Origin of the sequence: Actinomadura flavalba DSM 45200 (genome assembly GCF_000374305.1) — a bacterium.
Classification (GTDB): Bacteria; Actinomycetota; Actinomycetes; order Streptosporangiales; family Streptosporangiaceae; genus Spirillospora; species Spirillospora flavalba.
In genome coordinates, this window is the sequence record NZ_KB894098.1 from 1 (window position 1) to 24618 (window position 24618).

The 24618-nt window shown below is 72.9% G+C and carries 21 protein-coding genes; 10 read left to right on the top strand and 11 right to left on the bottom strand.

Going from position 1 to position 24618, the window contains the following annotated elements; translation table 11 throughout:
* The first annotated feature begins 545 nt into the window (after positions 1 to 545).
* Positions 546 to 1286 (top strand): nitroreductase family protein, encoded by a 741-nt coding sequence (locus tag C229_RS0120620; protein WP_018657003.1) that lies wholly within the window; start codon positions 546 to 548, stop codon positions 1284 to 1286.
* Here C229_RS0120620 and C229_RS0120625 read toward each other — a convergent pair.
* Together C229_RS0120625 and C229_RS0120630 are read right to left on the bottom strand one after the other, a co-directional pair.
* Positions 1212 to 2024 (bottom strand): putative RNA methyltransferase, encoded by an 813-nt coding sequence (locus C229_RS0120625; RefSeq protein WP_018657004.1) that lies wholly within the window; start codon positions 2022 to 2024, stop codon positions 1212 to 1214. The two genes, C229_RS0120620 and C229_RS0120625, sit on opposite strands and share 75 nt — an antisense overlap.
* Before the next feature lie 30 nt (positions 2025 to 2054).
* Positions 2055 to 2405, bottom strand: coding sequence for a thioredoxin family protein (locus C229_RS0120630; RefSeq protein WP_018657005.1), 351 nt, complete (start codon positions 2403 to 2405; stop codon positions 2055 to 2057).
* A 164-nt stretch (positions 2406 to 2569) separates the two neighbouring features.
* Between C229_RS0120630 and C229_RS31295 the strand changes: the two genes are divergently transcribed.
* Together C229_RS31295 and C229_RS0120640 are read left to right on the top strand one after the other, a co-directional pair.
* Complete coding sequence (locus tag C229_RS31295; RefSeq protein ID WP_018657006.1) at positions 2570 to 3541, top strand: sigma-70 family RNA polymerase sigma factor; 972 nt, start codon at positions 2570 to 2572, stop codon at positions 3539 to 3541.
* A 140-nt stretch (positions 3542 to 3681) separates the two neighbouring features.
* Positions 3682 to 5007, top strand: a complete 1326-nt coding sequence (locus C229_RS0120640) for a class II 3-deoxy-7-phosphoheptulonate synthase (protein ID WP_033424631.1) — start codon at positions 3682 to 3684, stop codon at positions 5005 to 5007.
* A gap of 52 nt (positions 5008 to 5059) precedes the next feature.
* Here C229_RS0120640 and C229_RS0120645 read toward each other — a convergent pair whose 3' ends face one another.
* From C229_RS0120645 to C229_RS0120655, 3 genes are read right to left on the bottom strand one after another with little or no spacing between them, the layout of a single operon-like run.
* Positions 5060 to 5428 carry an ATP-binding protein gene (locus tag C229_RS0120645; RefSeq protein WP_033424646.1) on the bottom strand — a complete coding sequence of 123 codons (369 nt, stop codon included), beginning with the start codon at positions 5426 to 5428 and terminating at the stop codon, positions 5060 to 5062.
* Positions 5429 to 5463: 35 nt separating this feature from the next.
* On the bottom strand, positions 5464 to 5793 hold the full coding sequence (locus C229_RS0120650; RefSeq protein ID WP_018657009.1) for an STAS domain-containing protein: 330 nt from the start codon (positions 5791 to 5793) through the stop codon (positions 5464 to 5466).
* 31 nt (positions 5794 to 5824) lie between these two features.
* Entirely contained in the window at positions 5825 to 7966 is a 2142-nt protein-coding gene (locus C229_RS0120655) for a SpoIIE family protein phosphatase (protein WP_018657010.1), read from the bottom strand.
* 312 nt (positions 7967 to 8278) lie between these two features.
* On the opposite strand from C229_RS0120655, the gene C229_RS0120660 reads away from it, so the two are divergent.
* The 3 genes from C229_RS0120660 to C229_RS0120670 all read left to right on the top strand — a co-directional run bounded on the left by C229_RS0120660 (position 8279) and on the right by C229_RS0120670 (position 14739).
* Positions 8279 to 12487 (top strand): HAMP domain-containing protein, encoded by a 4209-nt coding sequence (locus C229_RS0120660; RefSeq protein ID WP_018657011.1) that lies wholly within the window; start codon positions 8279 to 8281, stop codon positions 12485 to 12487.
* Between the two features lie 51 nt (positions 12488 to 12538).
* A complete protein-coding gene (locus tag C229_RS0120665; protein WP_018657012.1) occupies positions 12539 to 13213 on the top strand; it encodes a response regulator in 675 nt (224 codons plus the stop codon).
* A gap of 497 nt (positions 13214 to 13710) precedes the next feature.
* Positions 13711 to 14739, top strand: coding sequence for an urease accessory protein UreH domain-containing protein (locus C229_RS0120670; protein WP_018657013.1), 1029 nt, complete (start codon positions 13711 to 13713; stop codon positions 14737 to 14739).
* On the opposite strand, the gene gltX is transcribed toward C229_RS0120670, so the two are convergent.
* Positions 14732 to 16123, bottom strand: a complete 1392-nt coding sequence (gene gltX / locus C229_RS0120675; RefSeq protein ID WP_081639972.1) for a glutamate--tRNA ligase — start codon at positions 16121 to 16123, stop codon at positions 14732 to 14734. The two genes, C229_RS0120670 and gltX, sit on opposite strands and share 8 nt — an antisense overlap.
* A 52-nt stretch (positions 16124 to 16175) precedes the next feature.
* Positions 16176 to 16739, bottom strand: a complete 564-nt coding sequence (locus C229_RS0120680) for a TIGR03086 family metal-binding protein (RefSeq protein ID WP_033424647.1) — start codon at positions 16737 to 16739, stop codon at positions 16176 to 16178.
* 109 nt (positions 16740 to 16848) lie between these two features.
* Between C229_RS0120680 and C229_RS0120685 the strand changes: the two genes are divergently transcribed.
* A complete protein-coding gene (locus C229_RS0120685) occupies positions 16849 to 17478 on the top strand; it encodes an NUDIX hydrolase (protein ID WP_018657016.1) in 630 nt (209 codons plus the stop codon).
* On the opposite strand, the gene C229_RS0120690 is transcribed toward C229_RS0120685, so the two are convergent.
* Both C229_RS0120690 and C229_RS0120695 read right to left on the bottom strand, forming a co-directional pair.
* Positions 17475 to 18284, bottom strand: a complete 810-nt coding sequence (locus tag C229_RS0120690) for an SDR family NAD(P)-dependent oxidoreductase (RefSeq protein ID WP_018657017.1) — start codon at positions 18282 to 18284, stop codon at positions 17475 to 17477. The genes C229_RS0120685 and C229_RS0120690 overlap by 4 nt on opposite strands.
* Before the next feature lie 41 nt (positions 18285 to 18325).
* Complete coding sequence (locus C229_RS0120695; RefSeq protein ID WP_018657018.1) at positions 18326 to 18826, bottom strand: HAD domain-containing protein; 501 nt, start codon at positions 18824 to 18826, stop codon at positions 18326 to 18328.
* A 119-nt stretch (positions 18827 to 18945) separates the two neighbouring features.
* On the opposite strand from C229_RS0120695, the gene C229_RS0120700 reads away from it, so the two are divergent.
* Positions 18946 to 19764 carry a PIG-L family deacetylase gene (locus C229_RS0120700; protein WP_018657019.1) on the top strand — a complete coding sequence of 273 codons (819 nt, stop codon included), beginning with the start codon at positions 18946 to 18948 and terminating at the stop codon, positions 19762 to 19764.
* A gap of 70 nt (positions 19765 to 19834) precedes the next feature.
* Positions 19835 to 20899, top strand: a complete 1065-nt coding sequence (locus tag C229_RS0120705) for a phosphotransferase family protein (RefSeq protein WP_018657020.1) — start codon at positions 19835 to 19837, stop codon at positions 20897 to 20899.
* On the opposite strand, the gene C229_RS0120710 is transcribed toward C229_RS0120705, so the two are convergent.
* Positions 20886 to 22688, bottom strand: a complete 1803-nt coding sequence (locus C229_RS0120710) for a GMC oxidoreductase (RefSeq protein ID WP_018657021.1) — start codon at positions 22686 to 22688, stop codon at positions 20886 to 20888. The two genes, C229_RS0120705 and C229_RS0120710, sit on opposite strands and share 14 nt — an antisense overlap.
* Positions 22689 to 22967: 279 nt before the next feature.
* Here C229_RS0120710 and C229_RS0120715 point away from each other — a divergent pair, with 279 nt between their 5' ends.
* Positions 22968 to 23516, top strand: a complete 549-nt coding sequence (locus C229_RS0120715) for a hypothetical protein (RefSeq protein WP_018657022.1) — start codon at positions 22968 to 22970, stop codon at positions 23514 to 23516.
* Between the two features lie 72 nt (positions 23517 to 23588).
* Here C229_RS0120715 and C229_RS0120720 read toward each other — a convergent pair whose 3' ends face one another.
* Positions 23589 to 24212: a hypothetical protein gene (locus tag C229_RS0120720; RefSeq protein ID WP_018657023.1), complete on the bottom strand. Its 624-nt coding sequence runs from the start codon at positions 24210 to 24212 to the stop codon at positions 23589 to 23591.
* Positions 24213 to 24618 lie beyond the last annotated feature (406 nt).

Consider the following 24618-nt stretch of genomic DNA (forward strand, 5'->3'; position numbering starts at 1 on the left):
TCGGGGGTACGGCCCGGAACAATCCGGACCGCTATAAAGGCACTGGCTTTTAACACGCTGTTGAGTTCTCAAGAAACGGACACCCACCGCGCTCCACCCGCTCACGCGAGCCTCGCTCCGGGGCAACCCTTCAACCTTACCCGGCCTCACCCCCGTGTCAAACCGATCCAACCGGACCAACTTCGACAACAGAGCCTCGACCAGCTCCCGCACAACAGCACGACAACCGATCCGAAACCGACCATCACACGTAGCAGGAGATTCGCCCTCCGGGCCGGCCACCTCACGGTGTCCTGCATCCCGTCGCGGGCTGTTGGTAAAACTCTAACACCGCGTGGACGGTGCTTCGACCGGTTTCCACGCGGCACTCGTCCGACGCTACGCGGCCATCACCACGAATCGCCCTCTACGTGCGTCAGCTCACATTGCGGTACGGTTCGCCTCAATCGCGTCACACCGGACGGTCGCCGGACGAAACCGCAGGTGCGACGCTCGCCGTGGACCGCCCGCCGGAGCATCGAGCGGGTCGAGGTGAGGAGGTACCGGTGGCCGGTGCGACCGTCGGCCGGGGCTCAGCGGAGCGCCTGGTCCTCGCGGGAACGATGGGACCGACGATCCATGACGTCCACGCCTGGCGCCTGCGTCTCGCGGACGGGCACATCGAGATCCACGCCGATCCCGAGCGGTTCCGCGCCATGGACGACCCCACGGGCCGGAGCCTGCACCTGAGCTGCGGAGCGGCGATCGTCAACCTGCGCCTGGCGGCGGCCCAGCTCAGTCATGAGGCGGTCGTCCGCCTGGTCCCCGACCCGGAGCACCCCGTCCTGCTGGCGTCGATCCGGCTCGCGCCCCGCCGTCCGCCGACCCGGACGGAGCGGCTCCTGTATTCGGCGACGATGCGCCCGTTCCCCGCCAGGGGTTCACGCAGCGCTCCCCCGCCCCGGCACATCGCGTCCTCGCTCGCGGACGTCGCGCGGCTGGAGGGAGCGTCGCTGCACCTGCGTCCGGGCGGACGAGCGGTCCTGACGACCTCCGGAGACTCCCCCGCGGCCTGGCTGCGCGCGGGCCGCGCCCTCCAGTCGGTACTGCTCGCCGCCACGGTCCGGGGCGTGGCGGCGTCGTTCCTGTACGAGGTCGTGTCGGTGCCGGACGCCCACGAGTACACCGCGCCGGGCGACGTCCCGCAGGTTCTGCTGGAACTGGCCGCGCGGCTACCGGTGGACCGACAGGACGAACGCCAGCGGCACCTCGTACGGGTCGGTCAGCTTCGCGACGCGACGCCGTAGTTCGTCGGCGTCGATGTGGTGGGCGTTCGGGCCCATCCCGACGAGGGTCGCGATCTCGGCGTGCGTGAGCCGCGCCGCCGCCTGGAGCGTGGTGCGCGCGTCGAGGGTGAAGTGGCCGGCGAGGCGGGCGTCGGTACGGGCGGTCTTGTCCGCGTCGACGGAGAGCAACCCGAGGTCGGCGATGAGCGGGGCGAGGTGGCCGGGCCCCGGCGTGACGGTGTGCAACGCCCCGTCCGGCCGCAGGACGCGGCGGAACTCGGCGGCGTTGCGCGGGGCGAACACGTTGAGCACCGCGTCCATGGACGCGTCGCGCACGGGCAGCGGCCGCCAGAGGTCGGCGACGACGGCCCCGGCGCGGGGGTGGGCGCGGGCGGCGCGGCGCGCGGCGTACTTGGACACGTCCAGGGCGATGCCGGTGGCGTCGCCGGAGAGCACGGCGGCGAGGTAGTGGCCGGTTCCGGCGCCCGCGTCCAGAACGCGCCGCGCCCCGGCGAGACGGACCGCGAGGGCGTCGGTCAGCGCGGCGTAGTGCCCGGCGCCCAGGAACTCGGCGCGGGCCGTGACCATGCCGGGGGTGTCGGCGGTGCCGGGCCGCGCCGATCCGGGGAGCAGGTTCGCGTATCCCTGGCGAGCGATGTCGAAGGCGTGCCCGGCGGCGCAGCGCAGGTCCCGGTCGCGCAGGGCGAGCGGGCCGGTGCAGACGGGGCAGCGGAGGTCGTCGACGACGTCGGCCAGCATGCGTCCATCATCGGCCACGCCGCGCGGAGGTCAGGACAGGCGGGAGCGGACGTCGTCCATGTCGAGCGCCCGCACCTCCTTGATGATCTTCTCCAGGGACGCGTCGGGCAGCGCGCCGGGCTCGGCGTAGACGATGACGCCGTCGCGGATGGCCATGAGGGTCGGGATGGACGCGATGCCGAAGCGTTCGGCGAGGACGGGTTCGGCCTCGGTGTCGACCTTGCCGAACACGATGTCGTCGTGCCGCTCGGACGCGGTCTCGTAGACGGGCGCGAACCGCCGGCAGGGCCCGCACCAGGCGGCCCAGAAGTCGATGAGGACGATCCCCTCGCCCTCGGCCAGCGCGTTGAAGGTCCCGGTGGTGACTGTGACGGTCGCCATGTCGCTTTCTCCTCTGCCTGGGTATCAGAACCCTGTGGGGTGGGGTGTTCGCTTCGCAGTATCGCCGAACTGGGAATCCCACAGCGGTATTCGCCGTTCTCCTCTTAGGGAGATCGCACCAGAGAAGGGTCAGGATGGCTGCAACCCGTACCAAGGCTGACAGGGTGGATGCCCCCGACAAGGATCTGGTCGGGGCGTATCTCGACCGGATCGGCCGTACCCCTCTGCTCGACGCGCAGGAGGAGGTCGATCTGGCGAAGGCGATCGAGGGGGGCCTGTACGCGGAACAGTTGCTCGACGAGGGCCGTGTGCCCGCCGGGGCGTCCGGTGACGAGCTGGAGGACCTGGTGGCGGCGGGTCTGCGGGCCAAGCAGCGGTTCGTCGAGGCGAACCTGCGGCTCGTGGTCTCGATCGCCCGCAAGTACCCCACCGACTCGCTGCCGCTGATCGACCTCATCCAGGAGGGCAATCTGGGGTTGATGCGCGCGGTGGAGAAGTTCGACTACCGACGGGGTTTCAAGTTCTCGACCTATGCGACGTGGTGGATTCGGCAGGCGATCGGGCGGGGCCTCAGCCACACGGCCCGGACGATCCGGCTTCCGGTCCACGTCGAGGAGGAGTTGTCGCGGCTGCGGCGGGCGGAGCGTCAGCTCAGCCGTGATCTCGGCCGTGAGCCCAACCGCGAGGAGCTGGCCGACGCCGTGGGCGCCGAGCCGGAGCACGTGGACGAGCTGCTGCGCTGGCGGCGCGACCCCGCGAGCCTGGACGCGACCGTGGACGACGCCGGTGAGACGCCGATGGGCGACCTCCTGGAGGACCCGGACGCGGTGACGCCCGAGGCGGAGATTCTCGCGCTGGACGATCTGGAGGGCCTGGGCCGCCTGCTGGAGCGCCTTCCCGAGCGTGAGGCGTCGATCGTGCGGGCCCGGTTCGGCATGGAGAGCGGTCAGCCGCTGTCGTACGCGCAGATCGGCGCCCGCTATGGCCTGAGCCACAATCGCGTCCGGCAGATCACCGACCGTTCGCTGCGCCGTCTGCGTCAGCTCGCCGTCGAGACCGACCTGTCGGGACGCCGCCCGTTCGGCGAGCAGGCCCGCGACGACACCCTGGTGGGCGCCGGCAGCCGCGCCGCCTGACACTCCCCCGCACACCGCGTCGCGCCTCCGGGCCCGGCGCGGTGTCGTTGTTCCGGCCGTCTCACTTCGCGGTCGCCCCGTTTCACAATCGGTTCTTTCCCATACCATTGGACTCTGTGAGTACATCAAGCGTTCCCGGGGTGCTCGACGCCTGGCGCGATCTCCCGGCTCTCCAGCAGCCCGCATGGGATGACCCCGCCGAGGTGGCGGCCGTGACGAGGGAGCTGGCGCAGTTGCCGCCGCTCGTCTTCGCCGGAGAATGTGACCAGCTCAAGGACCGGCTCGCCGACGTGGCGCGCGGCGAGGCCTTCGTCCTCCAGGGCGGTGACTGCGCGGAGACGTTCGCGGGGTCCAACGCCGACGCCGTGAAGAACAAGCTGAAGACCCTGCTCCAGATGGCGGTGGTGCTCACCTACGCGGCGAGCGTCCCGGTCGTGAAGATCGGGCGGATGGCGGGGCAGTACGCCAAGCCGCGCTCCAAGCCGTCGGAGGTGCGGGCGGGCGTGGAGCTGCCCGCGTACCGGGGCGACGCCGTCAACGGGCTGGAGTTCGCCGCCGACGCGCGGCGCAACGACCCGCGCCGGCTGCTCCAGGCGTACCACGCGTCGGCGGTCACGCTGAACCTGTGCCGGGCGTTCACCAAGGGCGGCTACGCCGACCTGCGCCAGGTGCACGCGTGGAACCGCGACTTCGTGGCGGCGAGCCCGGCGGGACGCCGGTACGAGCAGCTCGCCGGGGAGATCGACCGCGCGCTGACGTTCATGAAGGCGTGCGGCGTCAGCCCCGACGAGTTCCACTCGGTGGAGTTCTACTCCAGCCACGAGGCGCTGCTGCTGGAGTACGAGCGGGCTCTGACGCGGATCGACAGCCTGAGCGGCCTGCCCTACGACGTGTCGGCGCACTTCCTGTGGATCGGTGAGCGCACCCGGCAGCTCGACGGCGCGCACGTGGAGTTCCTGCGGCACATCCGCAACCCGATCGGCGTGAAGCTCGGCCCGAAGACGTCGCCGGACGACGCGCTGGCGCTGATCGACCGGCTCAACCCCGACGGCGAGCCGGGGCGGCTGACGTTCGTGACGCGGATGGGCGCGGGAACGATCCGGGACGCGCTGCCGCCGCTGATCGAGAAGGTGAGCCAGAGCGGGGCGCCGGTGGCGTGGATCTGCGATCCGATGCACGGCAACACGTTCGAGGCGCCGTCGGGTCACAAGACGCGGCGCGTGGACGACGTGCTCGACGAGGTCGCGGGCTTCTTCGAGGTGCACCGGGCGCTGGGCACGCATCCGGGCGGCATCCACATCGAGTTCACCGGCGACGACGTGACCGAGTGCGTCGGCGGCGGGCAGCCGGTCGTGGAGAGCGACCTGCACCAGCGGTACGAGACGGCGTGCGACCCGCGGCTGAACCGCGGTCAGTCGCTGGATCTGGCGTTCATGGTGGCGGAGCTGTACCGCAAGAGCGTCTGAGCCGGGTCGGCCCCGGTTCCCGCGCGGCGCGCGGGGCCGGGGTCGGCACGTGTCAGAGGGCGACCTCGGCCCAGACGACCTTGCCGCCGGTGACGGGGTCGGCGCCCCAGGTGGAGGCGAACCGGTCGACGATGAAGAGCCCGCGGTGGGATTCGTCGAGCGGGCCGGGGACGGTGAGGCGCGGCATCTGGGCGGCGCGGTCGCGCACTTCGACGCGGACGCGCCCGTTGCCGCGCAGCAGCCGCAGTTCGAGCGCGGTGCCGGCGTGCCGGACGGCGTTGGCGACGAGCTCGGCGACGATGGCCGTCACGAGCTCCTCGCGTTCCATCAGCGCCCAGGTGCGCATAGTGCGGGCCGCGAGGCGGCGGGCGTACTCGACCGCCTCCGTCTGCGGCGCGGCCCGCAGGGTGGTCTCGGTCATGGGATCGGTCACTCAGCCTCGCTCGGCGCGGAGGTTCACGTTGCGGCTCCGTTACCCGCATCGTCGAGGAGGAAACGGTCGAGCCCGGTGGTGCGCAGGACGTTCTCGACCCGTCCGTAGGCGCCGGTGACCGTCAGCGTGGCGTTCTGGGCGCGCGCGTGCTTGTAGGCGCGGACCAGGACGTTGAGCCCGGAGGAGTCGCAGAAGTCGACCGCGGTGAGGTCGACGACCACGGCACGTTCTCCTGCGTCGACCAGCTCCGTCAGCCGGGACCGCAACTCGTCGGAGGAGTGCAGGTCGATGGAGCCGCGCGCGGCGATCGTCGCGCGGCCGTCCTGTTTCGTCGTGTGCAAGGCCAGCCCCACGCCACCTCACCTTACCGATTGTTGAGCTTCATCATGACGCCCGCAGAACGATGAGAGCAACGTCGTCGTTCGAGGGTTCGGGTCCGAAGTCGCGGACGGCCCGCTGGATGCGGGCGGCCACGGCACCGGCGCTGAGACCGGTGCAGCCGGCCAGCAGGGTCTCCAGACCGTGTCCGTCACCGAGCAGTCTGCCACCGGAGCGGCGTTCGGTGACGCCGTCGGTGACGCACAGCAGGACCTGCCCGCTGCGCAGTTCGACGGTGTCGGTGTGGAACTCGGCGCCGTCGAAGACGCCGAGGAGCGGTTGGGGGTCGGCGGCCTCGCGCACGGTGCCGTCGTTGTCCAGGACGAGCGGCGGCGGGTGCCCGGCGCTGCTGAGGGTGATCGTGACGCCGTCGCGGCGGGGCCGGGGCGTGATCTCGCCGTGCAGCAGGGTGAGCAGGCGGGCGCGTTCGCCTTCGCCGAGGATGAGCCGGTTGAGCCGGGTCAGGACGTCGGGGACGGTGAGGTCTTCGGCGGCGAGGATGCGCAGCGCGTGCCGGGCGAGGCCGGTGACGGCGGCGGCCTGGGGGCCGGTGCCGCACACGTCGCCGATGGCGAACCGCCAGCGGGGCGCGGCGGTGGTGGGCTGCGCGGCGGTGGCGAAGACGTCGTAGAAGTCGCCGCCGACCTCGCTGCCCTCGCCGGCCGGTTCGTAGACGACCGCGACCTCCAGGCCGGGGATGTCGGGGATGCCGGGCGGCAGCAGGCTGCGCTGGAGGGCGCTGCTCATGGACGTCTGCTCGGAGTACAGGCGCGCGTTGTCGATGGCGAGGGCGGCGCGGCGGCCGAGTTCCTCGGCGAGTTCGACGGCGCTGCGGGGGAAGCGGTCGCCGGGCGGGCGGCCGATGACGATGGCGCCGATGCGGCGGCCGCGCGCGATGAGCGGGAAGGCGTAGACCTGGTCGTCGGCGGTGCGTCCGGCGGCGGCGCGGACGTCGGCGGGCGCGGCGGCGAGGCCGTTCCAGGGGCCGGGGCTGTCGGCGTCGGGCACGGAGCCGACGGCGTCGAGGAGGTCGCGCAGGCCGTCGGAGCGGTTCTCGTCGGCGTGCCAGACGTAGTCGGGGCGGGGGTCGCCGCCGTCGCCCGCGGTGTAGACGGCGCACCAGGTGGCCAGGCGCGGCACGACGAGCTGCGCGACGAGGGCCATGGTGCGTTCCTGGTCGAGGGTGCCGGCGAGCAGGTCGCTGGCCTCGGCGACGAAGCTGAGCCAGCCGCGCCAGGACCGTTCCAGCTCCCCGATCCTGACCTTTTCCAGGGAGAGCGAGAGTTCGTCGGCGAGGCGGCCGAGACGTCCGGCGTCGGCGTCGGTGAAGCGGCCGGGGCGTCCGGCGGCGGCGACGAGGAGGCCGGTGAGGCGGCCCTGGGCCTCCAGCGGCGCGGCGGTGAGCGAGCGGGCGTGCAGGGCGGCGGCGAGGGGGTCGGCGGTGGCGATGCCGTCGTTGGCGACCCAGGGGGCGCCGCCGCGCGCGTCGGGGCCGAGGCTGACGACGGACAGGTCGCCGATGGGCAGGTCGCCGGGCAGGCCGGTGGAGGCGCCGACGACGAGGGTGCCGTCGCGTTCGGCGAGCAGGACGGCGGCGGCGTCGGCGCCGAGGGCCTCGCGGACGGTGCCGGCGGCGTCGTCGAGGATCTCGCGGGCGGCCGGTGAGCGGAGCAGGCGTTCACCGCCGGCGGCGGGCAGGACGGGTTCGGGTTCGGCGGCCTTCGCCTCGGCGGGGGCGGGGGCCGCGGCCTCGTCGTCGGCGGCGGTGCCGTCGCCCTCGGCGGGGAGCAGGAACCAGACGCCCTTGGCGCGGCGGTCGTAGGTGACGCCCCAGGAGGAGGCGAGGCGCGCGATGGAGGGCAGCCCGCGGCCGCTGGTGGCGGTGACGCCGGGCATGTCCAGGCCGCGGGTGGGGTGCAGGTCGCGGACCTCGATGCGGACCTCGCCGGACAGGCGGCGCAGCAGCACCTCGAAGGAGGTTCCGGCGTAGGTGACGGCGTTGGTGGCGAGTTCGCTGGTGGCCAGGACGGCGTCGTCGACGGCGCCGGGCATGTCCCAGTCGGTCAGCGCGGTGCGCACGAAGCCGCGCGCCTCGGCCACCGAGGAGGCCGCCGAGGGGAAGGTGGCCGACACGGTCTGCCCATCCACCAGTCGTTTCCTCACGTGCGGCGTTTCGTCGTTCCTGGCTATCGTGGCAGACGGGACGACCGCCCGGCCACCGGAACGGCGCGGCCCGGTACGGGGCCGCCGCGAGGGGGAAGGGTGGCCCGGCGACGGTCTGAGCGATCATGCCGCCACGACACGACAGACCGTAACACAGGCATTACGACGTCCGGGGCCGGTGCGCGGGCCGGGGCCGGGGCTGCGGCCCAGGTGGCGACGTAGAGTACTGGTGCGGCCCACAGGAGGGTGCCCAGCAAGGTGCGGGCACAAATCTCGCGGTCGAGGAGGTTGGAGAACATGCCCCGAACCGCGTCCGGATCCGGAGCGCGCGCCCGTGCGGCGGGCGACGCGCCGTCCCGGGACACGACGCCGCGGTACAGCGACGCCGATCTGGCGCCGCTGCTGCGCGCTCTGACGGCGGTCCGCGACGGCAAGCTGCGCCGCCCGGTGGAGGTTCCGGGCGAGGGCGCGGTGGCCGAGGCGGCGGCGCTGCTCGCGGAGATCCGGGAGAACGGCCAGCACCTGTCCGGCGAGTTCGGCCGGGTGCGCCGCGAGATCGGCCGGGACGGCCAGCTCGACGGCCGGGTCCGGCCGGATTCGCTGCGGGGGCAGTGGGCGACGGCCGCCGAGGACGCCAACGCCATCCTCGACACGGTGACCGAGCTGTCCACCGGCATGTACCAGGTGGTGGAGGCGGTCGCCAAGGGCGATCTGACGCAGCGGATGGAGCTGCGGGCGCACGGCCGTCCGATGCGCGGCGAGCTGATGCGGATGGCGCGGTCGGCGAACGCCATGGTCGAGCTGCTCGACCGGTTCACCGCCGAGGTGACGCAGTTCTCCCGGGAGGTCGGCACCGAGGGCCGGCTGGGCGGGATGGCGTCGGCGAAGGGCATGTCGGGCCGCTGGCGCGATGCTACGGCCGCGGTGAACGTGATGGCGAGCCGGTTGACGGCGCAGGTCCGCGACATCGCCGAGGTGACGACGTCGGTGGCGCGCGGCGACCTGACCCGCAAGGTGACGGTCGAGGCGACGGGTGAGCTCCAGGAACTCAAGCTCACCGTCAACACGATGGTCGACCAGCTCTCGGGTTTCGCCGACGAGGTCACCCGTGTCGCGCGCGAGGTCGGCACCGAGGGGCAGCTCGGCGGGCAGGCGAACGTGCGGGGCGTCAGCGGGGTCTGGAAGGACCTCACCGACAACGTCAACGCGATGGCGAACAACCTGACGTACCAGGTCCGCAACATCGCCCAGGTCACCACGGCCGTCGCCGAGGGCGACCTCGGCAAGAAGATCACGGTGGACGCGCAGGGCGAGATCCTCCAGCTCAAGAACACGATCAACCAGATGGTGGACACCCTGTCGGCGTTCGCCGACGAGGTCACCCGCGTCGCCCGCGAGGTCGGCACGGAGGGGCGGCTGGGCGGCCAGGCGCGGGTGCCGGGCGTGAGCGGCGTCTGGAAGGACCTGACGAACAACGTCAACGGCATGGCGTCGAACCTGACGTACCAGGTCCGCAACATCGCCCAGGTCACCACGGCCGTCGCCGAGGGCGACCTGGGCAAGAAGATCACGGTCAACGCGCAGGGCGAGATCCTCCAGCTCAAGGACACCATCAACACGATGGTCGACACCCTGTCCGCCTTCGCCGACGAGGTCACCCGGGTGGCCCGCGAGGTCGGCACCGAAGGACGGCTCGGCGGCCAGGCGCGGGTGCACGGCGTCAGCGGGGTCTGGAAGGACCTCACCGACAACGTGAACTCGATGGCCAACAACCTGACCACGCAGGTGCGCGGCATCGCGCAGGTCACCACGGCCGTCGCGCAGGGCGACCTGGGCAAGAAGATCTCGGTGGACGCGCAGGGCGAGATCCTCCAGCTCAAGGACACCATCAACACGATGGTCGACACCCTGTCCGCCTTCGCCGACGAGGTCAGCCGCGTCGCGCGCGAGGTGGGCACCGAAGGGCGGCTGGGCGGCCAGGCGATCGTGCCGGGCGCGGGCGGCATGTGGAAGGACCTCACCGACAACGTCAACCGGATGGCGTCCAACCTGACGTACCAGGTCCGCAACATCGCGCAGGTGGCGACGGCCGTCGCGCACGGCGACCTGACGCGCCGCATCGACGTCGACGCCCAGGGCGAGATCCTGGAGCTGAAGACGACGCTGAACACCATGGTGGACACGCTGTCGTCGTTCGCGTCGGAGGTCACGCGCGTGGCGCGCGAGGTCGGCAGCGAGGGACGGCTCGGCGGGCAGGCCGAGGTCGAGGGCGTGTCGGGGACGTGGAAGCGGCTGACCGAGAGCGTCAACCAGCTCGCGTCCAACCTGACGACGCAGGTCCGCGCGATCGGCGAGGTCGCCAGCGCGGTCGCCACCGGCGACCTGACCCGCACGATCGAGGTGGCGGCGCGCGGCGAGGTCGCGGAGCTGTCCGACAACGTCAACCTCATGGTGGCGACGCTGCGCGAGAGCACGCGCGCCAACGAGGAGCAGGACTGGCTGAAGACGAACCTGGCGCGGATCGGCGGCCTGATGCAGGGCCACCGCGACCTGATGCAGGTCGCGCAGCTCATCATGCGGGAGCTGACGCCGACGGCCAGCGCCCAGTTCGGCGCGTTCTACCTGACCGAGCACGAAGGCGAGGAGACCGAGCTGGTGCTCCTCGCGGGGTACGGGGTGAAGCGGGACGTCGCCGGGACGGTGTCGTTCGGGCTCGGTGAGGGCCTGGTCGGGCAGGCCGCGCAGGAGCGGCGGACGATCCTCATCGCGGACGCCCCCGCCGACCACGTCAAGATCCGGTCGGGGCTCGGCGAGTCGGCGCCGGTGAACATCATCGTGCTGCCGATCGTCTTCGAGGACTCCGTGCTCGGCGCGATCGAGCTGGCGTCGTTCGGCCGGTTCACCGACGTGCACCTGGCGTTCTTCAACCAGCTCATCGAGACGATCGGCGTCACGCTGAACGCGATCAGCGCCAACACCCGCACCGAGGCGCTGCTGGCCGAGTCCCAGCGGCTGGCGCAGGAGTTGCAGGAGCGTTCGGACGAGTTGCAGCGCCAGCAGGGCGAGTTGCGGCACTCCAACACCGAGCTGGAGGAGAAGGCGGCGCTGCTGGCGCAGCAGAACCGCGCGATCGAGATCCAGAATTTCCAGATCGAGCAGGCCCGCCGGACGCTGGAGGAGCGGGCCGAGCAGCTCGCGATCTCCTCGCGGTACAAGTCGGAGTTCCTGGCGAACATGTCGCACGAGCTGCGCACGCCGCTGAACAGCCTGCTGGTGCTGGCCAAGCTCCTGTCGGAGAACCCGGGCGGCAACCTGACCGACAAGCAGGTCGAGTTCGCGCGGACGATCCACGCCTCGGGCACCGACCTGCTGGAGCTGATCAACGACATCCTCGACCTGGCCAAGGTCGAGGCCGGGAAGATGGACGTGCACGCGCAGCGGCTGCCGGTGCCGTCGCTGGTCGAGTACGTCGAGCAGAACTTCCGTCCGCTGACCCTGGAGAAGGACCTGGAGTTCTCGGTGGAGGTCGCGCCGGACGTCCCGGACACGATCCTCACCGACGAGCAGCGGCTCCAGCAGGTGCTGCGCAACCTGCTCGGCAACGCGGTGAAGTTCACCGGCGAGGGCGAGGTGAAGCTGCGGATCGAGCGCGCGGGCGACACCGACTTCGCGCTCCCGGCGCTGTGGAACACCCCGGACGTGATCGCGCTGCGCGTGATCGACACCGGGATCGGCGTCAGCGCCGACAAGATCCAGGTGATCTTCGAGGCGTTCCAGCAGGCGGACGGCACGACGAGCCGCCGCTACGGCGGCACCGGGCTCGGGCTGTCGATCAGCCGGAACATCGCGCGGCTGCTCGGCGGCGAGATCCACGCCGAGAGCGAGCCGGGGCGCGGCAGCGTGTTCACGCTGTACCTCCCGGCGCAGTACCACGAGTCCGACGGGCGCCGCCGCGCGGTGGCGCCGCTGGAGGAGACCGCCGCGCCGGTGGAGCGTGCCGAGGGCGCGCCCGACGACGCGGCCGTCACGGAGGTGCCGGTGGCGAGCGGGAACGGCACGGCCGGGCCCGCGCTGACCGGGACGCTGCGCGAACCCCCGTCGGACTTCCTGGACGCGGTGCTGTCGGGCCGCAAGGTGCTGATCGTCGACGACGACGTCCGGAACGTCTTCGCGCTGACGAGCGTGCTGGAGGGCTACGGGATGGAGGTCCTGTACGCCGAGGACGGGCAGGCCGGCATCAACGTGCTGCACCGCAATCCGGACGTGGCGCTGGTGCTGATGGACGTGATGATGCCGGGCCTGGACGGGTACGCGACGACGGCGGCGATCCGCGAGATGCCGCAGTTCGCCGACCTGCCCATCATCGTGATCACCGCGAAGGTGATGAAGGGCGACCGGGAGAAGAGCCTGGAGTCCGGTGCGTCCGACTATGTCCCCAAGCCGGTCGACGTCGATCACCTGCTGGACGTCATGCGGCACTGGCTCCAGCCCTCCACGGTGCGGTAAGGCTTTAGGTGACGCCGGGGCACGACGACGGGTAGCGGGGAGAGGGAACGCGTGGACGACAAGGCCAGAATCCTGCTCGTGGACGACCGGGAGGAGAACCTCATCGCCCTGGAGGCGATCCTCAGCTCGCTCGACCAGGATCTGGTGCGCGCCCGGTCGGGCGAGGAGGCGCTGAAGGCGCTGCTCACCGACGAGTACGCGGTCATCCTGCTGGACGTCGTCATGCCGGGCATGGACGGGTTCGAGACGGCGCGCGACATCAAGCGGCGCCGCAAGACCCGCGACCTCCCGATCATCTTCCTGACGGCGGTGAACAGCGATCCCGACTACGCGTTCCGGGGGTACGCGGCGGGCGCGGTCGACTTCATCGCCAAGCCGTTCGACCCGTGGGTGCTGCGCGCGAAGGTGTCCGTGTTCGTGGAGCTGCACAACAAGAACAAGCAGCTCCGCGACCAGGCCGCGCTGCTGCGCGAGCAGACGGCGCTGCTGCGGGAGCAGGCGGCATTGCTGGCGGCGCGTCCGCCGGGCGGGGAGAGCCCGCCGGAGGCGCTGGAGCGGCTGCGGGCCGTGGAGGACCAGTTGGACGTGGTCGGCAAGCGCATCTCCCCCGCCGCCGAACCCGACTTCGCCGAGCTGCACCGCCGCGTCGAGGAACTACGCGGCACCCTCGGCCCGACCACCGAGCCCGCCGCCAGCGAGACGGCGGAGACCGAGCCGGAGGCGTAAGCCCGCGCGAGGCCGACGGCGGCCACTCGCGCGGACAGCGCCCACCACGCGTGCGGCACCCTCCCCAGTGGGCGCGGACAGCGTGCTTGCGGCACGCTCCCCAGTGAGCGCGGACAGCGGCCAGCGTGCTTGCGACACCCCCGGTGCGTGCGGACAGCCGCCAGCGTGCTTACGACGCCCTCCCCTACGGGCGCGGACAGCGGCCAGCGTGCTTGCGGCATCCTCCAGTGGGCGCGGCCAGCCTGCTTGCGCACCCTCCCTGTGAACGCGGACAGCGCCCACCGCGCTTGGGGCACCCCCAGTGGGTGCGGACAGCGTGCTTGCGGCAACCCCAGTGGGTGCGGACAGCGGCCACTGCGCTTGCGGCACCCTCCCCGCCAGCGCGGGCAGCGTGCTTGGCGCCCTCCTCTGTCAGCGTGGACAGCGGTTCGTGGCGGTCTGGCCACGCTTGGTCCGGTGGCGTGGCGGGGAGGTTCCCGGTGCGGAGGTGGGGCCGCATGGACGCCGTCGCGCTGTTCGCCGCCGGTGCGGGTGCTGGTCTGCTGGCCGGGGCGACGTCGTGCGCGGCCGCGCAGCTCGGGCTGCTGGCCGGGGCCGTCCGGGACGCGCCGCATCCGCTGCGCCCGGTCGCGGCGTTCCTGGCGTCCAAGCTCGCCGTGCACACGCTGCTGGGCGCCGCCCTCGGCGCGCTCGGCGGCGTCGTCCAGCCGGGGCCCCGGCTGCGCGGCGTGCTGATGCTCGCCGCCGCCGCGGCCTTGGTCGCGCTGGCGCTGAACCTGATCGGCCTGCGTCCCGCGCGCCGCCCGGCGAACGCCGCCTGCGCGCCGCACGCCCACGGGAAGCGAGAGCCGGACACAACGGCGCGCCACCGGAGGCGCGTGCCACGGGTGGGTTCGGTTCGGCAGGCGGAGGCCCGCGCGTCGTGGCGTCCGGGGGCGGTGGCATGGGGCGCCGCGACGGTGGTGGTGCCGTGCGGGGTGACGTTGTCGGTGGAGCTGCTGGCGGTCGCGTCGGGGTCGGCGGCCGGGGGCGCGGCGGTGATGGCGGGGTTCGTGCTGGGGACGGTGCCGGTGTTCGCCGTGGCCGGGGTCGCGGTGCGGCGGGTGGTGCGCGGCCGGTTCGCCGTCGTGCCGGTGGTGGCGATGCTCGTCGTCGCGGCGTGGACGGCCGCCGCCGGGCTGCGGCTCGCCGGGTGGCTGCCGGAGGGCGGCGGGACGGCCCGCGCCGACGCCGCCCGGTTCGTCCGGGTCGAGCCCGATGGAACGCAGATCGTCACGGTCTGGGCACTGGACGGCGGATACCGGCCCGCGCTGCTGGACGCGCGCGCCGGGCTGCCGACCGTCCTGGAGCTGCGCACGCGCGGCGCCCACGGTCACACGCGCGTGTTCACCGTGCCCGAAAGGGGGCTGGACGTCCGGCTGCCCGCCGACGGCGTCACGCGGGTGCCGCTGGGCGTCCCGGGGCCGGGCCGGATGCGCTTCGTGTGCGCGTCCGGCCACTACCCCGGGGCGATCACGTTCAGGTGAGGCGGGCGCGGGCGGCCTGGATGCGCGCCAGCGTGCGCTCGCGGCCGAGGATCTCCAGCGACTCGAACAGCGGCAGGCCGACCGTGCGGCCGGTGACGGCGACGCGGACGGGCGCCTGCGTCTTGCCGAGCTTCAGGCCGTGCTCGGCGCCGACCGCCTCCAGCCGCGTCTTCAGCTCCTCGGTCTTCCAGGGGGCGTCGCGGTAGGCGGCCAGGGCGCCGTCCAGGAGGGCGGCGGCGGGCTCCTTCATGGCCTTGGCCCAGGACGCCTCGTCGATCGCGGGCTCGGGCAGGAACGCGAAGTCGACCATCGGCACGATCTCCGACAGGACCGCGACGCGGGTCTGCGCGAGCGGCGCCAGCTCGGCGAAGACGGCCGGGTCGACGTCGAACGGCGCGTCGGCCAGGAACGGGACGCACGCGGCCTCGAACTCGGCGGGCGTCAGGGCGCGCAGGTAGTCGCCGTTGATCGCGCGGAGCTTCTTGACGTCGAAGAACGCCGGTGAGGTGTTGACGTCCTCGATGCGGAACTCGTCGACGATGACGTCCCACGGGACGATCTCGCGGTCGTCGGACGGGGCCCAGCCGAGCAGCATCAGGTAGTTGCGCATGGCGCCCGCCAGGTAGCCCTCGGCGCGGTAGTCCTCCAGGGCGACCTTGTCGCGGCGCTTGGACAGCTTCTGCCGCTTCTCGTTGACGATGACGGGCACGTGCGCCCACACCGGCGGGGCGGCGTCCAGCGCCTCCCACAGCAGTTGCTGCTTGGGCGCGTTGGACAGGTGCTCCTCGCCGCGCACGACGTGGGTGATGCCCTGGCTGATGTCGTCGACGGCGTTGGCGAGCAGGAACGTCACCGAGCCGTCGGCGCGGGCGATGACGAAGTCCTCCAGGACGGCGTTCTCGAACACCGGCTTGCCGCGCAGCAGGTCGACGACGACGGTCTGGCCGTCGTCGGGGGTGCGGAACCGCAGCGCGCGGCCGGGACCGGCCTCCAGGCCGCGGTCGCGGCAGAAGCCGTCGTAGCCCTTGTGCTGGTCGCCGGTGCGGGCGGTGACGTCGTCGCGGGTGCAGTCGCAGTAGTAGGCGCGGCCGTCGTCGCGGAGCGTGCGGGCGGCCTCGGCGTGCCGGTCGGCGTTGGCGGACTGGAAGTAGGGGCCCTCGTACTCGCCGCCGTCCATGCCGAGCCAGTCGAGGGCGCGGATGATGCCCTCGGTCCACTCGGGGCTGTTCCGGGAGGCGTCGGTGTCCTCGATCCGCAGCACGAGCGTGCCGCCGGACTGCTTGGCCATCACCCAGTTGAACAGGGCGGAGCGGGCGCCGCCCACGTGGAACATGCCCGTCGGGGACGGCGCGAAGCGGACACGGATCGAAGACGTGGATGCCATGCGTCCCAGGGTAGAGCGCGCCGCCCCCCGTTCGCGCCGCGACGGGCGCGGGTCAGGGCGTCCAGCGCGGGTCGCGGCCGGACAGGCCGAGGAGGCGGTCGAGCGGCGGTGCGTCGGCCGGGACCGCGACCTCGGGGCCGAACGCGCCGTACTGGCGGCCCATGTCGGCGATCGCGGCGGTGCTGTCGTAGGCGGCGCGGACGACGGCGTCGTCCAGGCCGTGCGGGAGCCCGGCGGCGACGGCGAGGTCCCAGCCGTGCAGGACCCACTCTCCGAGGATCATGCCGCCGATGACGGTGGCGGGCAGGCCGGGCGCGCTGCCGGTGAGGCTGGTGCTCCCCTCCCGGGCGGCGGGCTCCTGCCAGGCGGCGGCGGTGCGGTGGGCCTGCTCGGCGAACGCGGCGGCGTAGCCGGGGTCGGCGGTGAAGTCGTGGTCCTCCCCCGGCTCGGCGGGCGGCTGCTCCTTGCGGGCGGCGCTCTCGCCGCGCGCGGTCCAGAAGACGACGTGGTTGAGGGTGGCGCGCACGTCCCACTCGGCGGCGGGCGTGGGGGCGTCCAGGACGCCGGCCGGGACGTCGCGGACGATGCGGGCGATGGCGTCGGCGGCGGTGAGCATGTCCTTCACGGAGTTCCCCTTCGATCGCGTGTTCGAGTCCACGCTACGCAGCCGATCACCAAGGGTCTTGAAGAAACGCGTCACGGGGGCGTCTGGCAGGATGCGCGCCATGAGCGGTCCCCTCGCTGATCTCGCCGCGTTCCGTGCCCTGGCCGCCGAGCGGCTGGGCGCGTTCGCCCGCACGACGGTGCCCGACGCGCCCGGGCTGCGCCGCGCGGGCGTCGTCCTGTGCGTCGTGGACGACGCGGCCGGGCCGTCGGTGTACCTGATCAAGCGCGCCTACCGGGGCCGCAACGCCGGGCAGTGGGGTTTGCCGGGCGGGCGCGTGGAGCCCGGGGAGGGCGTGCGGGACGCCGCGCTGCGCGAGCTGGCCGAGGAACTGGGCGTGACGGCCGGGCCGGGCGACGTCCTCGGCGCCCTGGACGACTTCCCCGCCGCGTCGGGTTTCGCCATCTCCCCGTTCGTGGCGGTGCTCGCCGACCCGGGCCCGCTCACGCCCGACCCCGGCGAGGTCCACTCGGTGCACCGGGTGACGCTGGCGCGGCTGGCCGACGACGACACCCCGCACTGGCTGGATCGCGGCGACGGCACCCGGCTGCTCCAGATGCGGCTCGGCCCGGACTGGCGGGTGCACGCGCCGACGGGCGCGATCCTGTGGCAGTTCCGGGAGGTGGTGCTGCTCGGCCGCCCGGACGCGCGCGCCGCCGGGTTCGTTCAGCCCGACTGGACGCGGACCTAGAACGTCCCGCCGTCCACGACGACGCGCTGCCCGGTGACGTAGGAGGCGGCGTCCGACACCAGGAAGCGGACGACGGCCGCGACCTCCTCGGGTGTGCACACGTGCCCGAAGGGCGAGGCGGGGTCGTGGTCGCGGATGTCGCTGATGCCGGTGGTGGCGCGCAGGAGCCGCCGTCCCATGTCGGTGTCGACCAGGCCCGGGGCGACGATGTTGACGTGCAGGCCGTGGCCGCGTTCCTCCTTGGCCAGGACGCGCGCCAGCGCCTCCATCGCGGCCTTGGCCATCGCGTAGGGGGCGCCGAACGCCGGGTACAGGTCGGTGATCACGCTGGAGACGAAGACGACGTCGGCGCGTCCGGCGGCGCCCGCGCGGCGCAGCAGCGGCAGCAGGGCCTGGGTGAGGTGGTGCGGTCCCTGGGCGTGCACGGCCAGGACGCGTTCCAGTTCGGCGGGGTCGGTGTCGGCGACGGACCGGCCCCGGCTGGCGATCCCGGCGCTGTGCACGAGGACGTCGAGCCGGTCGCGGCCGTCGGCGACGCGGGCGGCGAGGGCCCGGCACTCGTCGAGGGAGTCGATGCCGGCGCGGAGTGCGTCGGCGCGGGCTCCGGCCGCCTCCAGCGCGGCGACGGTCTTGTGCGCGGCCTCCTCGTCGCGGCGGTAGCCGACGAGGACGTCGTGCCCGTCGGCGGCGAGCGCCTCGGCGATGGCGCGGCCGATGCCCCGGCTGCCGCCGGTGACGAGGGCGAGGCGGCGGGGCGCGGCGGGCGGCGTGGGGGTTCCGGTGCGGGGGGTGTCTGCGTGCTGCATGATTCCATCGTGCCGCGCGGCGCGGCTCGCCGGTGAGAGTTTCAGCGGGTCAGGGCGGCGAGCCAGTCGGCTGCGCGGTCGAGATGGTCGCCGGTGAGTCCGGTTTCCGAATCGACCGCGACGAGCAGATGGGGGCCTATGTCCTTCTCGGCGGCGATGCGGACGGTGGCGTCCGGTTCGTCCTCGAACCAGACGAAGGGGCGCCCCTTGGTCCAGGGCGCGACGTGCCGGGCCTTCCACGCGCCGAGCGAGTGGCCCTCCTCCAAGCCGGGGAAGCGCGGAATCGGCACGAACGGCATCTCGGGCAGTCCGACGCGCGGCGCGATCCACTCGTTGGCGGCGCCCTTCCAGAAGCTCGCCCAGGCCAGTTCGGCGCCCGCGCCCTCGGCCAGGTCGAGCAGCAGCGGGCCGTGCGCGGCGTTCAGCCAGAGCCGGTAGGTGATGCCCTCCGGGGTGCAGCGGTGCCGGCGGTAGCCGCGATGGGGCCGGGAGAAGGGATTGAGCACGCCGTCCACGTCGAGCAGAACCAGCGGGGTGGCCATATCCGGAATGTACGCCACCGGGGTGCGCTCCCGCATGATCGGCGTCCGGGTCCGGTCGATGTCGGTGCCCGCGGTTAGAGTGAAATCCGCCCGCGCCCCCTACCGAGGAGTCCGCCACGATGGCCACGCCCCCGCTCACGCTGATGGCGGTGCACGCGCACCCCGACGACGAAGTGCTCGGCACGGGCGGTCTGCTGGCCCGCAGCGCGGCCGAGGGCGTCCGGACGGTGCTCGTCACGTGCACCGGCGGCGAACAGGGCGACGCCCCCGGCGGGATCAAGCCGGGCGAGGCCGGGCACGACCCGGCGGCCGTGGCCGCGCTGCGCCGCACCGAGCTGGCCGCCTCCGCCAAGCTGCTCGCCATCGACCACGTCGAGCTGCTCGGCTACCGCGACTCGGGCATGGCCGGCTGGGACGGCAACGGCGACCCGCTGGCGTTCACCAACGTGCCGGTGGCCGACGCGGCGGCCCGCGTCGCCGAGCTGATGGAGCGGTACCGGCCGCAGGTCGTCGTCACCTACGACGAGAACGGCGGCTACGGGCACCCCGACCACATCCAGGCGCACCGGGCGGCGGTCGCGGCGGCCGAGGCCACCGGCATCCCCGACAAGCTGTACTACACGGCGGTGCCGAGGTCGGGCGTGCGCGCCATGTTCGAGCAGGCGCGGGCGGCGGGCATCGACATGGGCGCCGACCTGCCCGACGACTTCGGCGTCCCGGACGAGCTGATCACCACCGTCCTCGACGTCGCCGTCCACGCCGACACCAAGCGCGACGCGCTGCTCGCCCACGCCAGCCAGCGCGACAGCGTGTTCCTGCTCGGCCTCCCCGAGGAGATCCAGCGCATGGTGTTCTCCTTCGAGGCGTTCACCCGCGCCACCAGCCGCGTCGCGGCGCCCGACGCCGAGGACGACGTGTTCGCGGGCCTGCGTTCCTGACCGGCCGGTCACGGCAGGTGCGCGGCTGTTACCCTCCGGTAGACCCGCATGCCGCAGAAGGGAACCGACGATGGCCCAGCCCGCCCAGATCGACGCCGCGCTCGTGGACTTCGGCGTCCTGGCCCGCTGGATGGACGAGCGGGACCTGCCCGGCGGCCCCTTCGAGGACGTCACGCCCCTCACCGGCGGCACGCAGAACGTCCTGATCCGGTTCCGGCGCGGCGGCCGCGGCTACGTGCTGCGGCGCGGCCCCGCCCACCTGCGGCGGCGCACCAACGACGTGCTGCGCCGCGAGGCCCGCGTGCTGGCCGCGCTCGACGGCACCGACGTGCCCGCGCCGCGCCTCATCGCCGCCTCCCCCGACGAGACCGTGCTGAACGGCGCCGTCTTCTACCTCATGACCCCGGTCGACGGCTTCAACGCGACCGTCGCCCTGCCCGAGCCGCACGCGTCCGACGCGGGCGTCCGGCACGCGATGGGCCTGAGCGCGGCGCGGTCGCTGGCGGCGCTCGGCGCCGTCGACCACGAGGCCGCCGGGCTCGGCGACTTCGGCCGCCCCGACGGGTTCCTGGAGCGTCAGGTCGCCCGGTGGACCGCCGAACTCGACGGCTACTCCGAGCTGGACGGCTATCCCGGCCCCGACATCCCCGGGCTGGACGAGGTCGCGGGCTGGCTGGAGCGGAACCGGCCCGGCACGTGGCGGCCGGGCATCATGCACGGCGACTACCACCTGGCCAACCTGATGTTCTCCCCCGCCGGACCCGACGTCGCCGCCATCGTCGACTGGGAGATGTGCACGATCGGCGACCCGCTGCTCGACCTCGGCTGGCTGCTGGCCACCTGGCCCGACGACGCCGAGAGCGCGGGCATCGCCGGGCCGCTCGGCGCCGCCGGCGGCCTGCCGACGGCGGCCGAACTCGTCGCCGCCTACGCCGAGCGCCCCGACGCGACCGCCGGGCGCGACCTGTCGTCCATCACCTGGTACGCGGTGCTGGCCTGCTTCAAGCTCGGCATCGTCCTGGAGGGCACGCACGCGCGGGCCTGCGCGGGCAAGGCCCCCAAGGAGACCGGCGACCTGCTGCACTCCATCACGCTCGGCCTGTTCCGCCGGGCGCGCGCGTTCATGGCGCGCTGACCCCGTCCGGCGTGTCCGGCATGGCCTCGGCGACCGCCTGCGACGGCTCGTCCCGCACCGGCTCGCGGAACCGCGTCGGCGCCAGCCGCAGCACCGCCGGGGCGTGCGACGGGACGATCGGAGCGTGCGGCGCCACCGGGTCCAGCCGCGTGTAGGCGGTGCCGAGGTCCGGGCGCGGGTCGGCCTCGCCCTTGTTCGGCCAGAACGACATCGCCCGCTCGGCCTGCGCCGTGATCGTCAGCGACGGGTTGACGCCGAGGTTCGCCGTCACCGCCGAGCCGTCCACGATGTGCAGGCCCGGGTGCCCGTAGACGCGGTGGTAGGGGTCGATGACGCCGGTGTGCGGCGAGTCGCCGATGACGCAGCCGCCGATGAAGTGCGCCGTCGTCGGGATGTCGAACAGGTCGAACCAGGTGCCGCCGGGCGTCGCGTCCAGTTCGGTCGCCAGCTCGCGGACGGCGTCGTGCGCGACCGGAATCCACGTCGGGTTCGGCTCGCCCTGGCCGGTGCGGGCCGTGAGGCGGCGGCCGAACAGCCCGCGCTTCTGCCCGACCGTGATCGAGTTGTCGGCGGTCTGCATGACCAGCGCGATCACCGTGCGCTTGGCCCAGTCCTTGAGGGACAGGCCCCGCAGGATGATGCCGGGCTGCCGGAACGAAGCGCCGAGGAACTTCAGCCAGCGCGGGCGGCCGCCGCCGTCGATGAGCAGCGTGCGGATCATGCCCATCGCGTTGTTGCCCGCGCCGTAGCGGGTCGGCTCGATGTGGGTGCGCTCGTCGGGGTGGAACGAGGAGGTGATCGCCAGGCCGGTGCTGTGGTCCACGTCGCCCTTGCGGTGCCAGAACGTCATGCGCTCCACGCCGAGCAGCGCCTCGGAGTTGGTGCGGGTCAGCTCGCCCAGGCGCGGGGACAGCCCGGTCAGCGTGCCGGTCTCGCGCATGCGGTGCAGCAGGCTCTGCGTGCCGTGCGTGCCGGCGGCGAACACGACCTGCCCGGCGGTGTAGGAGCGCTTGCGGCGGCCCAGCAGGCCCGGGGAGCGGACGTCCACGGTGTAGCCGCCGCCCTCGCGGGGCGTCACGGCGGTGGCGGTGGTGTCGGGGACGACCTCGACGCCCGCCTTCTCCGCCAGGTACAGGTAGTTCTTCACCAGGGTGTTCTTGGCGCCGACCTTGCAGCCGACCATGCAGGCGCCGCACGCCGTGCAGCTCGTCCGGTCGGGGCCCACGCCGCCGAAGTACGGGTCGGCGGCGTCCTCGCCGGGGGTGCCGTCGCCGAAGAACACGCCGACCGGGGTGGCGTGGTAGGTGTCGGCGACGCCCATCTTCTTGGCGACCTGCTCCATCGCGCGGTCGGCCGGGGTGACGATCGGGTTCGTCACCACGCCCAGCATCCGGCGCGCCTGGTCGTAGTGGGGTTCCAGCTCGTCCTGCCAGTCGGTGATGTGGCCCCACTGGCGGTCGGTGAAGAAGGGGCGGGGCGGCTGGTACAGCGTGTTGGCGTAGAGGAGGGAGCCGCCGCCGACGCCCGCGCCCGCGAGCACCAGCACGCCGGCCTCGCCGCGCACCAGGTGCAGCCGCTGGATGCCGCGCAGGCCGAGACGCGGCGCCCACACGTACTTGCGCAGCCGCCAGTTCGTCTTGGGCAGGGTCTCCTCGGTGAAGCGGCGCCCCGACTCCAGCACCGCGACCCGGTAGCCCTTCTCCGCCAGCCGCAGCGCCGTGACACTGCCGCCGAACCCGGAGCCGATGACGATCACGTCGTACTCGGATGTTCCGGTCGCACCGGACATGGGCCACCTCCGCCTCGTCGTCGAAAAGCTCTCCGACTATGCGGACGGGTACCGGGACGGACAAGGATTCGACTTCGTTAAACGGGTGATCCGGTTGTCACCCGCCTGACAACCGAAGGGTGATGTGGCTGGTCAGCGAAAGATCCGAAAGTTTCTCTGATATGGCCGGATCTGGCCACGCCGACGAACCCGCCGCGAACCAACACGGCCTCCGCGCCATCGAAGATCGAAGTGGATCTCTCCGGCGGACGCACCGGACCACGGGACGGAAGGACGGCGATGAGCGGGCGGACGATCCCCGACGCGATCACCCACCGGGGCGAGACCGGCGCCATCGCGGGCGTGCACGGCACCGGCCTGTTCGGCCCCGCCGCCCTCGGTATCGGCGCCGCGCCCATCGACGGCGGGCGCGGGCACGCCGCGTCCTACCTGGTGGACGGCGACCGACTGCTGCTGACCGGCGCGGTGCTCGGCCCGACCGGGCCGGGCGGGCCGCCGACCCTGTTCGGCGCCGGGCCCGACACCTCCGCCGTCCCGCCCGCCGGGGCGGCGTGGGTGTACACGGGGCTGCGGGTTCCGGTCCCCTTCTCCGGCGGGCTGCTGGCCGGCGCCGACCCCGTCGGGCACCGCTTCGGCGACCGGGTGTTCCACCCGCACTGGACCTACGGGCGGCTCACCGAGCTGCTGTTCGAGGACGGACGGCTCGTCCGCGCCGACGACCGCTCCGGCGAGGACGTCCGCGCGCACGGCGCCGGGCTGCTCGCCGACGAGGACGCGCCCGCCCCGTGGATCGAGCGGCGCTTCGCGCTGACCTACGAGCCCTGCTGACCGGGCCCGGGAACGCCGAACGCCCCGGCGATCCGAGGGGGGATCGCCGGGGCGTCGCGGGAGGGTGCCCGATCAGCCGCTGCCGAAGGGACGGGGCTGGCCCTTCTTGCCCGCGCCCTTGCCCCACTCCAGGACCTCGTACTTCAGGCCCTTGAGGTGACCGGCGCTGCCGCCGGTGTGGTACTTGCTCTCCGGCTTCTTGCCGTCGAGCAGGTAGCGGAACGTGTAGGTGTCCAGGTCGAGCATGATGCCCCGGTGGGACGGCTTGCCCGGGCCCCGGTCGCCGATGAAGCCCTCGACGCTGCGGCCGTTGTAGCTCACCTTGACCTTGGTGTGCAGCGGCCAGCTCGGGCTGGCGAACAGGCCCTTCTGCATCGGCTTGCCGCCGGCGGGGGCGCCGGTGTCGCCGTTGATGCCCGAACCGTCGTCCCAGAAGTAGGACGCGGTCGTCTTGCCGGAGAGGAGGGCCTTCTTCTCGTTCTTCTTGCGGTTCTTCTTGGCGTCCTTGTGGGACTCGCCCTTGCGCTTCTCGCCCTGCGCCTTCGGCGCGGCCTCGCCGCCCGCGGCCGGCGAGTTCGCCGGCGTGTTCTGCGGAGCGTCGTCGCCACTGGCGACCGCCACTCCCGCCACGAGCATGGCGGCCAGAGCCGACCCGGTGACCGTGGTGAGGATGACGTTCGTCGAGCGCTTCTGCATGGAGATCCTTTGTTCGGCGGACAGGAAGCCGTTCCGGCCGGAGGCGTCCGGACATGCGGAATCGGCGACCGAGACGAAGCTCGGAGAGGCGCCGCGGAAGCGTCCGGGCATGTCCGCGCACGGGCGTACGCGGAGGGGCTCCGCGCTCGCGGATGCCCGGACTGGGGAGAGGAATCGCCGAACGGAGGGGGCTCGTCGGCCCGGGGCTCCGGGGCGGCCGTGGCACGGCCCGCCGCGTTTCGGCTACAGGAGACCCGCCTGGCGGACGGGACACGACGCCTGAAGAGAAGCCACGGAGAGAGTTACCTGACCGTGACCTGACTACGAGTATACGTAGCTTTACCCGGCTTGAACCAAGATGCGGTTTTCTTTACCTTTTGCCAGGTAGATCGTTTGAACGTAGGTG

Excerpts from the sequence above, each read along its gene's own strand:
- C229_RS0120625 (WP_018657004.1), bottom strand. The coding sequence starts at position 2,024 with ATGCTGGCCGACGTCGTCGACGACCTCCGCTGCCCCGTCTGCACCGGC.
- C229_RS0120630 (WP_018657005.1), bottom strand. The coding sequence starts at position 2,405 with ATGGCGACCGTCACAGTCACCACCGGGACCTTCAACGCGCTGGCCGAG.
- C229_RS0120645 (WP_033424646.1), bottom strand. The coding sequence starts at position 5,428 with ATGACCGAGACCACCCTGCGGGCCGCGCCGCAGACGGAGGCGGTCGAG.
- C229_RS0120660 (WP_018657011.1), top strand. The coding sequence starts at position 8,279 with ATGCCCCGAACCGCGTCCGGATCCGGAGCGCGCGCCCGTGCGGCGGGC.
- C229_RS0120670 (WP_018657013.1), top strand. The coding sequence starts at position 13,711 with ATGGACGCCGTCGCGCTGTTCGCCGCCGGTGCGGGTGCTGGTCTGCTG.
- gltX (WP_081639972.1), bottom strand. The coding sequence starts at position 16,123 with ATGGCATCCACGTCTTCGATCCGTGTCCGCTTCGCGCCGTCCCCGACG.
- C229_RS0120680 (WP_033424647.1), bottom strand. The coding sequence starts at position 16,739 with ATGCTCACCGCCGCCGACGCCATCGCCCGCATCGTCCGCGACGTCCCG.
- C229_RS0120685 (WP_018657016.1), top strand. The coding sequence starts at position 16,849 with ATGAGCGGTCCCCTCGCTGATCTCGCCGCGTTCCGTGCCCTGGCCGCC.
- C229_RS0120690 (WP_018657017.1), bottom strand. The coding sequence starts at position 18,284 with ATGCAGCACGCAGACACCCCCCGCACCGGAACCCCCACGCCGCCCGCC.
- C229_RS0120695 (WP_018657018.1), bottom strand. The coding sequence starts at position 18,826 with ATGGCCACCCCGCTGGTTCTGCTCGACGTGGACGGCGTGCTCAATCCC.
- C229_RS0120700 (WP_018657019.1), top strand. The coding sequence starts at position 18,946 with ATGGCCACGCCCCCGCTCACGCTGATGGCGGTGCACGCGCACCCCGAC.
- C229_RS0120705 (WP_018657020.1), top strand. The coding sequence starts at position 19,835 with ATGGCCCAGCCCGCCCAGATCGACGCCGCGCTCGTGGACTTCGGCGTC.
- C229_RS0120710 (WP_018657021.1), bottom strand. The coding sequence starts at position 22,688 with ATGTCCGGTGCGACCGGAACATCCGAGTACGACGTGATCGTCATCGGC.
- C229_RS0120715 (WP_018657022.1), top strand. The coding sequence starts at position 22,968 with ATGAGCGGGCGGACGATCCCCGACGCGATCACCCACCGGGGCGAGACC.
- C229_RS0120720 (WP_018657023.1), bottom strand. The coding sequence starts at position 24,212 with ATGCAGAAGCGCTCGACGAACGTCATCCTCACCACGGTCACCGGGTCG.